At 60.5% G+C, this 9,901-nt stretch carries 8 protein-coding genes and 1 pseudogene; 7 read left to right on the forward strand and 2 right to left on the reverse strand.

Annotated features, from left to right (window positions below; all coding sequences use genetic code 11):
• Positions 1 to 45 precede the first annotated feature (45 nt).
• The 5 genes from AC1DRN_RS26875 (at position 46) to AC1DRN_RS26895 (ending at position 5,730) form a co-directional block, all read left to right on the forward strand.
• The gene (locus tag AC1DRN_RS26875; RefSeq protein WP_223463578.1) at positions 46 to 957 is read left to right on the forward strand and encodes a LysR family transcriptional regulator; all 912 of its coding nucleotides are present in this window, start codon (positions 46 to 48) and stop codon (positions 955 to 957) included.
• Positions 958 to 1,060: 103 nt separating this feature from the next.
• Positions 1,061 to 1,954, forward strand: coding sequence for an NAD-dependent epimerase/dehydratase family protein (locus AC1DRN_RS26880; RefSeq protein WP_223463577.1), 894 nt, complete (start codon positions 1,061 to 1,063; stop codon positions 1,952 to 1,954).
• A 209-nt stretch (positions 1,955 to 2,163) separates the two neighbouring features.
• Positions 2,164 to 3,609, forward strand: a complete 1,446-nt coding sequence (locus AC1DRN_RS26885) for a SulP family inorganic anion transporter (protein WP_223463576.1) — start codon at positions 2,164 to 2,166, stop codon at positions 3,607 to 3,609.
• Positions 3,610 to 3,674: 65 nt separating this feature from the next.
• Complete coding sequence (locus tag AC1DRN_RS26890) at positions 3,675 to 5,132, forward strand: N-acyl-D-amino-acid deacylase family protein (RefSeq protein WP_223463575.1); 1,458 nt, start codon at positions 3,675 to 3,677, stop codon at positions 5,130 to 5,132.
• A gap of 229 nt (positions 5,133 to 5,361) precedes the next feature.
• Complete coding sequence (locus AC1DRN_RS26895; protein WP_223463574.1) at positions 5,362 to 5,730, forward strand: glyoxalase superfamily protein; 369 nt, start codon at positions 5,362 to 5,364, stop codon at positions 5,728 to 5,730.
• 158 nt (positions 5,731 to 5,888) lie between these two features.
• Here the strand turns inward: AC1DRN_RS26895 and AC1DRN_RS26900 are convergent, their stop codons facing one another.
• Positions 5,889 to 6,752, reverse strand: a complete 864-nt coding sequence (locus AC1DRN_RS26900) for a methyl-accepting chemotaxis protein (protein WP_411740723.1) — start codon at positions 6,750 to 6,752, stop codon at positions 5,889 to 5,891.
• Positions 6,747 to 7,808: pseudogene (locus AC1DRN_RS26905) on the reverse strand (methyl-accepting chemotaxis protein); the annotation flags it as partial. The pseudogene AC1DRN_RS26905 and the gene AC1DRN_RS26900, both read right to left, overlap by 6 nt.
• 259 nt (positions 7,809 to 8,067) lie before the next feature.
• On the opposite strand from AC1DRN_RS26905, the gene pmrG reads away from it, so the two are divergent.
• On the forward strand, positions 8,068 to 8,739 hold the full coding sequence (gene pmrG / locus AC1DRN_RS26910) for a lipopolysaccharide core heptose(II)-phosphate phosphatase PmrG (RefSeq protein ID WP_223463572.1): 672 nt from the start codon (positions 8,068 to 8,070) through the stop codon (positions 8,737 to 8,739).
• Between the two features lie 34 nt (positions 8,740 to 8,773).
• On the forward strand, positions 8,774 to 9,607 hold the full coding sequence (locus tag AC1DRN_RS26915) for a phosphatase PAP2 family protein (RefSeq protein WP_223463571.1): 834 nt from the start codon (positions 8,774 to 8,776) through the stop codon (positions 9,605 to 9,607).
• Positions 9,608 to 9,901 lie beyond the last annotated feature (294 nt).

Below are 9,901 nucleotides of genomic sequence, written 5' to 3' on the forward strand. Positions count from 1 at the left end.
AACGGCCAGGAAGATCGCAGCGCCGATTCGCAAACGAGGACACACGTGAAAGCCAGATCCGATGAATTGCAGGTTTTCGTCTGCGTGATTGAATGCGGGTCGATTTCTGCGGCCGCCGAGCAGGTCGGGCAAACACCTTCGGCGGTCAGTCGCACGCTGTCGCGGCTGGAGGCCAAGCTCGACACCACGCTGATCAATCGCACCACGCGGCGCATGGATCTGACCGAGGAGGGCAAGTATTTCTTCGAACACGCCAAGCGGATTCTCGATCAGATGGACGAGCTCGAAGAGCGCCTGTCCTCACGCCAGCAAACGCCGTCCGGGCGGCTGCGGATCAACGCGGCGTCACCTTTCATGCTGCACGCCATCGTGCCCTACATCGATGAATTCCGCAGGCTCTACCCCGACATCCAGCTCGAACTCAACAGCAACGATTTGATCATCGACCTGCTGGAGCAGAGCACTGACATTGCCATCCGCATCGGCACCCTGACCGACTCGACATTGCATGCCCGCTCCCTGGGTTGCAGCCCGCTGCACATCGTCGCCAGCCCGGGCTATCTGGAAAAGCACGGCTCGCCGCAAGTCGTGGCTGACCTGACCCACCATACATTGCTGGGGTTCACCCAGAACGAAGGTCTCAACCAATGGCCGCTGCGTTATGTGCATGGCGATCGCTGGCCGATCCAGGCGTCGATCAGCGCATCGAGCGGCGAAACCATCCGCCATCTCGCACTGGATGGCCAGGGCATCGCCAGCCTGTCGCATTTCATGACCATCGAAGACATTCGTGCCGGACGCTTGAAAGTGTTGTTGGCCGAATTCAACAGCGGCTATCGCCAGCCGATCAACGCGGTGTACTACCGAAATTCGCAGCTGGCCCTGCGGATTCAATGCTTCCTGGACTTTATCCAGGGCAAATTGGCGGATTATGCGAGCGCAGACTTCAAGGGCTGATTCGTGACTCCTGCGCAAAAGTGAATTGGGTCAGAGGGCATTTTTCGACAGTGATCACTCCTTGATACTCCTTGCATCACTTATCAACGCAGGGAGTTTCTCCATGAACGTATTCGTTACCGGCGCTGCCGGTTTTATTGGCGGTTCCATCGCTACAGGCCTGGTCCAGGCCGGCCACAATGTCACCGGCCTGGTACGCAGCGCCGAACAAGCCGATCAACTGCGCGCACTGGGCATTTCTCCGGTGGTGGGCAGTCTGGACGACAGCGACCTGTTGGCCGATCAGGCGCTGGCTGCCGACGCGGTGATCAACGCGGCCAGCAGCGACCATCGTGGCGCTGTGGAAGCCTTGCTCGATGCCCTGCGCGGTTCTGGCAAAGTGTTCCTGCACACCAGCGGTTCGAGCATCGTCGGGGATGCCTCGGGCGGTAAATCCAGTGATGTCATCTACTTCGAAGACAACCTGCCGGAACCGACGGTCGACAAGGCCGCGCGCGTGGCCATCGATAATCTGATCCTGGCGGCGGCCATGGACGGGGTGAACTCGGCGGTGATCTGCAACACCCTGATCTACGGTCACAGCCTGGGCGTCCATCGCGACAGCGTGCAGTTGCCGCGCCTGCTCAAACAGGCGCGCAAAAGCGGTGTGGTGCGCCATGTCGGCCCGGGCCGTAACATCTGGTCCAATGTGCACATCGAGGACGTGGTTGCGCTGTACCTGCTGGCGCTGACTGAAAACGTACCCGGCACCTTCTACTTTGTTGAAAGCGGTGAAGCATCATTCATCGACATGACCACCGCCATGGCCCAGGCGCTGAACCTGGGCGAACCGCAAGACTGGGCGCTCAAGGACGCGGAGGCCGAGTGGGGCTATGAAATGGCCAATTATGGTTTGGGCTCCAACAGCCGGGTGCGCGGTAAACATGCACGAGAGTTGCTGGGCTGGGTGCCGAAGCGCACGTCGGCAGTGGAGTGGATTCGCGACGAGATGGTGTGAGTTTGCTTTAGACCGCGTCACCGTTCATCGCGGGCAAGCCACGCTCCCACAGGTWYTGTGTTGTTCACGAAGTTGGCGAACAACACARWACCTGTGGGAGCGGGCTTGCCCGCGATGGCGATTTCGTAGTCCCTGCAACTGGCCGCGCCGCCCTCGATTCCGTAACATCCGCACACTCTTTTCTCGTCTCTCCCTGTGTGCGATCCCTCATGAAAGCAAAACGTCTACGCGCCGATGTCCTGGCCGGACTTACCACGTCCTTCGCCCTGTTGCCCGAATGCATTGCCTTCGCGCTGGTGGCTCATCTCAATCCGCTGATGGGGCTTTATGGCGCATTCATCATCTGCACCCTGACCGCGCTGTTTGGCGGGCGACCCGGCATGGTGTCCGGCGCGGCCGGCTCGATGGCCGTGGTGATCGTCGCGCTGGTGGTTCAGCACGGTGTGCAGTATCTGCTGGCCACGGTGTTGCTGGGCGGGTTGATCATGATGGCGTTCGGGCTGCTCAAGCTCGGCAAGCTGGTGCGCATGGTGCCGTACCCGGTGATGCTCGGCTTCGTCAACGGCCTGGCGATCATCATTGCGCTGGCGCAACTGGAGCACTTCAAGAGTGGTGAGGCCTGGTTGAGCGGTGCGCCGCTGTACATGATGCTCGGGCTGGTCGCGGTGACCATGGCCATTGTCTATGTGCTGCCGCGCCTGACCCGTACGGTGCCGCCGGCGCTGGTGGCGATTCTCGGTGTGGGTCTGGCGGTGTATCTGCTTAGCCTGCCGACCCGCACCCTGGGCGACATGGCGCACATTGCCGGTGGCTTGCCGACGCTGGCGCTGCCGGACATCGCGTGGAATCTGGACACCCTGCGGATCATCGCGCCCTATGCGATCCTGATGGCGCTGGTCGGGTTGCTGGAAACCCTGTTGACCCTGAACCTCACCGACGAAATCACCGAGAGCCGTGGTTACCCGGATCGCGAGTGCGTGGCGCTGGGGGCGGCGAATCTGGTGTCCGGTGCGTTCGGCGGCATGGGCGGGTGCGCGATGATCGGCCAGACCGTGATCAACCTCAGTTCCGGCGGGCGCGGGCGCTTGTCCGGGTTGGTGGCCGGGGTGTCGATCCTGCTGTTCATTCTGTTTCTGTCGCCGCTGATCGAGCGCATTCCATTGGCCGCGCTGGTCGGGGTGATGTTCGTGGTGTCGCAACAGACCTTCGCCTGGGCCTCGTTGCGGGTGCTGAACAAAGTGCCGCTCAATGACGTGCTGGTGATCATCGCGGTGACGGTGATTACCGTTTTCACCGATCTGGCCATTGCGGTGCTCTGCGGCATCATCATTGCGGCGCTGAACTTTGCCTGGCAGCAGGCCCGTCAGCTGTATGCCGACAGCCACCTTGAGAACGACGGCAGCAAGCTGTACCGGGTGCATGGCACGCTGTTCTTCGCCTCGACCACACCGTTTCTCAATCAGTTCGATACGGCCAATGACCCGGTGCAAGTGACGCTGGATTGCCGGCACCTGAGTTTTGTCGACTACTCGGCCATCGCTGCGCTGGGCACCTTGCGCGAGCGCTACGCCAAGGCCGGCAAGCATCTGCGGGTGCTGCATTTGTCCGAGCGTTGCAAGAAATTGCTCAAGCGCGCCAGGATGCAACACGACTGAGCGTAATAAACTCGTCCTCGACGAATACCGCGGCGGCGACGATCAGTTACCGCTGGGAGACTGACATGCTGTACGACACGCTGATTCGCAACGCCCTGATCATCGACGGCAGCAACAGCCCCGGTTACCCCGCCGACGTGGCCATTCTCAACGGGCGCATCGAGCGTATCGGCGACTTGCGCGATGCACACGCCAGCGATGAAATCGACGCGCAGGGCCATGTGCTGGCGCCAGGTTTCATCGACGTGCACACCCATGACGACACCGTGGTGATTCGCCAACCGCAGATGCTGCCCAAGCTCAGCCAGGGCGTGACCACGGTGATCGTCGGCAACTGCGGGATCAGTGCTTCGCCGGTGAGTGTGCGCGGCGATCCGCCGGACCCGATGAACCTGCTCGGCACGGCCGCTGCGTTTGTCTATCCGACGTTCAGCGACTACCGTGCGGCGGTCGAAGCGGCGAACACCACGCTGAACGTCGCGGCGCTGGTCGGCCATACGGCATTGCGCAGCAATCATCTCGACGACCTGCTCCGCACCGCCACGGCCGATGAAATCGCAGCGATGCGCGAGCAACTGCGCGAAAGCCTTGAGGCCGGCGCGTTGGGCCTGTCCACCGGACTCGCCTATGCCAGCGCGTTCTCGGCATCCACCGATGAAGTGATGCAACTGACCGAAGAATTGACGGCGTTCGGGGCGGTCTACACCACCCATTTGCGCAGCGAATTCGAACCGGTGCTGGAGGCCATGGACGAGGCCTTCCAGATCGGTCGCCATGCACAAAGCCCGGTGATCATTTCCCACCTCAAATGTGCCGGTGCCGGCAACTGGGGGCGTAGTCCGCAACTGTTGGCGTCACTCGAACAGGCCGCGAAAACCCACCCGGTGGGCTGCGATTGCTATCCATATGCGGCGAGCTCATCGACCCTGGACCTCAAGCAGGTGACCGATGCCCACCGCATCACCATCACCTGGTCGACCCCGCACCCGGAAATGGGCGGCCGCGACCTGATGGACATCGCCGCCGAATGGAATGTGCCGTTGCTGGATGCCGCTCGCCAACTGCAACCGGCCGGTGCGGTGTACTACGGAATGGATGAAGCGGATGTGCGCAGAATCCTCGCGCATCCGCTGTCGATGGTCGGCTCCGACGGCTTGCCGGAAGACCCGTTTCCGCACCCACGCTTGTGGGGCGCATTCCCCCGGGTGCTCGGACATTTCAGTCGCGACGTCGGATTGTTCCCGTTGCACACCGCCGTGCACAAAATGACCGGGTTGTCGGCGGCGCGTTTCGGTTTGAAGGAACGCGGTGAAATCCGCGAAGGTTATTGGGCCGACCTGGTGTTGTTCGATCCGGCGACCATCCGTGATGTCGCCGATTTCAACGATCCGCAGCGGGCGGCGCAAGGCATCGAGGGCGTATGGGTCAACGGTGCGTTGAGTTACCGCGATGGTCAGGCCAACGGGCGCAGGGAAGGGCGGTTCCTGGCTCGGGAAGGGGATTTGCGTACGGGGTTTCAGTGAGTTTCGAGGATTTCGCCACAGTGATGGCATATTGAGATTAAAGAATGGCATTTCCAGGCCGAAGGACTGATATCAAACCCGACAACCTAATGCTGTTCAATCATGTAGGAGCGAGCCTGCTCGCGATGGAGTCGAAGGCGCCGCGTTTAGCCAGTCAAAACGCGTTATCGTTAACGACCATCGTCGGAGCGCCGCCCGGAGCCGGCTCGCTCCTACAGGGAGCAACCCGATGAGCTTCGGCAAAACCACTCCGGTCCTGCGCATTTTCAACGAAGCCGAGGCAGTGGGGTTCTACGTCGACTTCCTCGGTTTCAAGATCGATTGGCAGCACCGTTTAGAAGCCAGCTTCCCGTTGTACCTGCAAGTCTCGCGGGGTGAGTGTGTGCTGCACCTGTCCGAACACAACGGCGACAGCACGCCCGGCTCGGCCTTGCGCATCGAGACCGACGAACTGGAAGCCTTCCAGCAGCAATTGCTGGCCAAGGCGTATGCGTTTGCACCTCCACAGATCCAGGCCATGCCCTGGGGTAGCCAGGACATGATCATCAGCGATCCGTTTGGCAATCGGTTGGTGTTTACCAATGCGATTTGTGTTTAAAACCGTTCGCCAGTCGCTCAGGGCTACCCCGGCATGATGTGCCAGCAGCCTGCTCCCACAGGGTCTGGATGCTGTGTACAGTCTTTGTGGACGACACAGATTCATTGTGGGAGCGAGCCTGCTCGCGATTGGATCTATCATTTAGCGCTGACTGAACGTCAGACGCGGAAGTGACTGACCATCATCTGCAACTGATTCCCCAGCCGCGCCAGTTCAACACTCGACGCAGCCGTTTCATCACTCGCAGCAGCAGTCTGTTCGGACACGTCGCGCACGTTGATGATGCTGCGGCTGATCTCTTCGGCCACGGCGCTTTGCTGTTCGGCAGCGGCTGCGATCTGCTGGTTCATCGACTGTATGCTGGACACCGTGCGGGTGATGTTCTCCAGCGACTCGCCGGCCTTGCGGGTCAGGGCCACGCTGCTGTCGGTGAGGGTGCGGCTGTTGTTCATCACCGCCGACACTTGTTGCGTGCCGTTCTGCAGGCCGGCCACCAGGCCTTCGATTTCCTCGGTGGATTTCTGCGTGCGCTGGGCCAGACCGCGGACCTCGTCGGCCACCACGGCAAAACCACGACCGGCTTCACCGGCGCGGGCCGCTTCGATGGCGGCGTTGAGCGCCAGCAGGTTGGTCTGCTCCGCCACGGCCTTGATCACGTCCATGACGCTGCCGATCTTGTCACTTTCCCGTTGCAGCACGCTCATGGCCTCGGTGGAACGTACCACTTCGCTGGCCAGACGCTCGATCTGGGCGATGGCTTCGTTGACCACTCTGTCACCTTCACGGGCTTCGCCATCCGCCGCCGCCGCGGCTTGCGAGGCTTCTTCGGCGTTGCGCGCGACTTCCTGCACGGTGGCGGTCATCTCGTGCATGGCGGTCGCGACCTGATCGGTCTCGACCTTCTGGCTGTTAACCCCGGCACTGGTCTGCTCTGTCACGGCTGACAGCTCTTCGGCGGCGCTGGCGATCTGGGTCACGCCGTCGCGGATGCCGCTGATCAGGTCGCGCAGGGTCACGCCCATGCGCGCAATGCCTTGCTGCAACACGCCGAGTTCGTCGCGGCGGGTAACCAGAACGTTCTGGGACAGGTCACCGCTGGCGATGCGATCGACCACCGCCAGGGTTTCGCGCAGTGGACGGGTAATCTGGCGAGTGATGACCACGGCGGCAATGATGCCCACCAGCAACGCCAGCAATGTGCTGATCAGTTGCAGGGTACGTGCCTGGGCGCTTTCGGCGTCCCGGCGGTCGAGCTGGATCTGATACAGCTGATCGCTCTGGGCCACGATGGCGGCACCCTGGTCGGTCATTTCCTTGCGCGCCTGCACCGCRTCTTTGCTGGCGGCCTTGTAGGCCTGCAAGGCGCTTCGGTAGTTGCCCAGCGCAGCTTCCAGCTGACGCAGGGCGTCTTGTTGGGAATCGGCGAAATGCGCATTCAGCGGTTTCAGGCTGGCAATGGCGGCGTCCAGTTGGCCGACGGCTTTTTGCTCGGTCTCGGCATTGGTACTGGCGGTGTAGCCGCGCACTTCGTAGCGAGCCAGCAGGAACGCTTCCTTGGCCGCAGTGATGGCCTGGAACTGTTCGAAGCGCTGGTCGCTCAGCGGCATTTGCTGCACGCGGGTGTTGATGTCATTGATCAGCGTGTTGGCGGTTTCGGCGCTGGTGCTCATGGCATCACGGGCGCTGTTGCCGGCGCGATAGGCGTTGCGCATCTTGCCCAGGGACGTCTTGTAGGTGTCGATGACGGCGCCCTGTTCTCTGAGCAGTTTGAGGTTTTCCGGGCTCTTGAACTTCTCCTGCAGGGCTTGCTGCTGGGCCGAGAAGGCGTCGAGGGTGGTCTGCACACTCTGCGCGGCGGTTTCGTCGCCATTGGTCAGCATGTATTGCAGGCGAACGACGCGTAACTTGGTCAGGCCGGCGTTGAGCTGGGTGATGTCGCTCATCCAGTTACTGCGGTCGATCAACCCGCCCAGGCTGGTCCAGCCGGTCAGGGCGAGGACGCAGGTCAGTGCCAGGACCAGGCCAAACCCCAGGCCCAGTTTCAGGTTCACGCTGATGTTGCCGAACCAGCTATTCATCACATTCCTCCAGGAACTTGGTACTTCTCTATCGTCGGTTGGCTGGAAGATTGTTTTTTTTGGGGGCCGCCAAGCTGTGTAAGCAGGATGTATCGGCAGCAATCCCGGGAGCTGAAAGGTTTTTGTTCGGCGGATTCTGTAACAAGGTATTTGCAATGCTTTAAGCTTTTTTTCACATGTCTTTCACCCACCGGCAACGCACGTTTCTTTAGTCTTTCGGGATCTAATGAGGTGTTGCGTGCCGGCGAGGCGGCTTGATGTGGAATTGAGACTGAGTTTTTTCGGGATAAAACGCTCGATCGATCTGAACCGCTTCACCCGCTATCGCAACGCGGCGGTGGTGCTGGCCTCGGCGCTGCTGGTCATCCCGCTGACCGTATTTTTGTTGCGTCCGGCCACCGCACCGGACCTGGCCCACGGCAATTTAGCCGGTGCACAGGCTTTGATGACGGGATGGGCCAAGGGCGACATGATCGTGCTGGTGCGTCACGTCGAGCGCTGCGATCACTCCTCGGCACCTTGCCTGGTCGGCAACGATGGCATTACCGAGCGCTCTCGCAGCGTTGCCGAGAGCCTCGGGGCACAGTTCAAACACCTTGGCCTGGACAAGGCCGATATCTACAACAGCCCGATCCTGCGCACGGCACAGACTGCCAACTTCATGTTCAACAAGGTTGGCACGGGGGAAGACTGGCTAATCATTTGCAAGGGCACCATGCTGCGCGACTCCCTGGCGCACAAAGTGGCCGGGCGCAACCTGATTCTTGTCACTCACAGCGAGTGCATGGAGCAACTGGAAAATGACCTCAATTTGCCGGCATCGACGCTGGGTTACGGCGCCTCTCTGTTTATTTCCGCCGAAACCCCGCAGACTCCGCGCATGCTTGGCTTCATCGAAGCTTCCGACTGGAGCTCGGTGACCACTCGTTGAGCTTTTCCTTCATCTTTCTGAATCAGGATTCACAATGCTGACCGCTTCTCGCTACCGCTTTTACTGGGTGAATTTCGGTATTCCGCTGGCCTGCGCGGTCGTGGTGTTTCTGATGTTCGACATGACCAGCATCGACATCGCTTTCAACAATTACTTTTTTGATCCGGTGACGCAGACGTACCCGTTGGACCATATCCATCTGTTCGAAAAAATCACCCACAAGTGGGCACGGATCATTCCCAACTGGACCGGTGAAATTGCGATTATCGGTGCCTTGCTGTCATTTCTCTGGCCGCGCCTGAAGGCTGAAAAGCACTCGAAAATCATCGCATTCCTGGAAAAAATCAAAGTCGCACCGGTGTTGCGCTTCGCCACCCGGCACCGTCGCGACTTTCTCTACGTGGTGTTCGCGTTTTCCATCAGCACCGGGGTCATTCACTACCTCAAGGGCCACACCAGCGTGTATTGCCCGATCGAGACCACCCAGTACGGCGGCAAACAGGAGCACGTTGAGTGGTATGAAAACTTCGATCTGCTGAAAGTCGCCGGTGAGGGGCGCTGCTGGCCGGGCGGACATGCGTCGGGCGGTTTCACCATGCTGGCCTTGTACTTCGTGGCTCGCCGTTATCGTTGGCGCTATTCCAAAGCGATCATGTACGGCTCATTGACCCTCGGTTTCATCTACGGCACAACGCGGGTGCTGCAAGGCTGGCACTACATGTCCCACACCCTCTGGGCCGGGATCTTTGTGTGGCTGGCGTGTTTGCTGACGGCGCTGGCGTTTTACGGGCGAGCGAGGCTGGAACAGCCGGTGCTCGCCAAAGCGCAACCAGCGGTGCCGGCGACTCAGACTCAACCTGTGAATTGAGTTGGCGTAGAACTGAAAAACCCGCACCCTGAAAGGGCTGCGGGTTTTTTGTTGCCCGGGGAAATGTCAGTGAGTCATGGGTTGGGCGCAGCAAAGATCCACTGTAGGAGCAGCCGGTCGACGTTCGATTGCTCGCGATRGCGGTGGGTCAGTCAGAATCATCATTGGTTGCTCTACCGCCATCGCGAGCAATCGAACGTCGACCGGCTGCTCCTACAGTGGATCTTTGCTGCGCCCAACCCATGACTCACTGACATTTCCCCGGGCAACAAAAAACCCGCAGCCCTTTCAGGG

Source organism: Pseudomonas sp. P5_B3 (genome assembly GCF_056400405.1).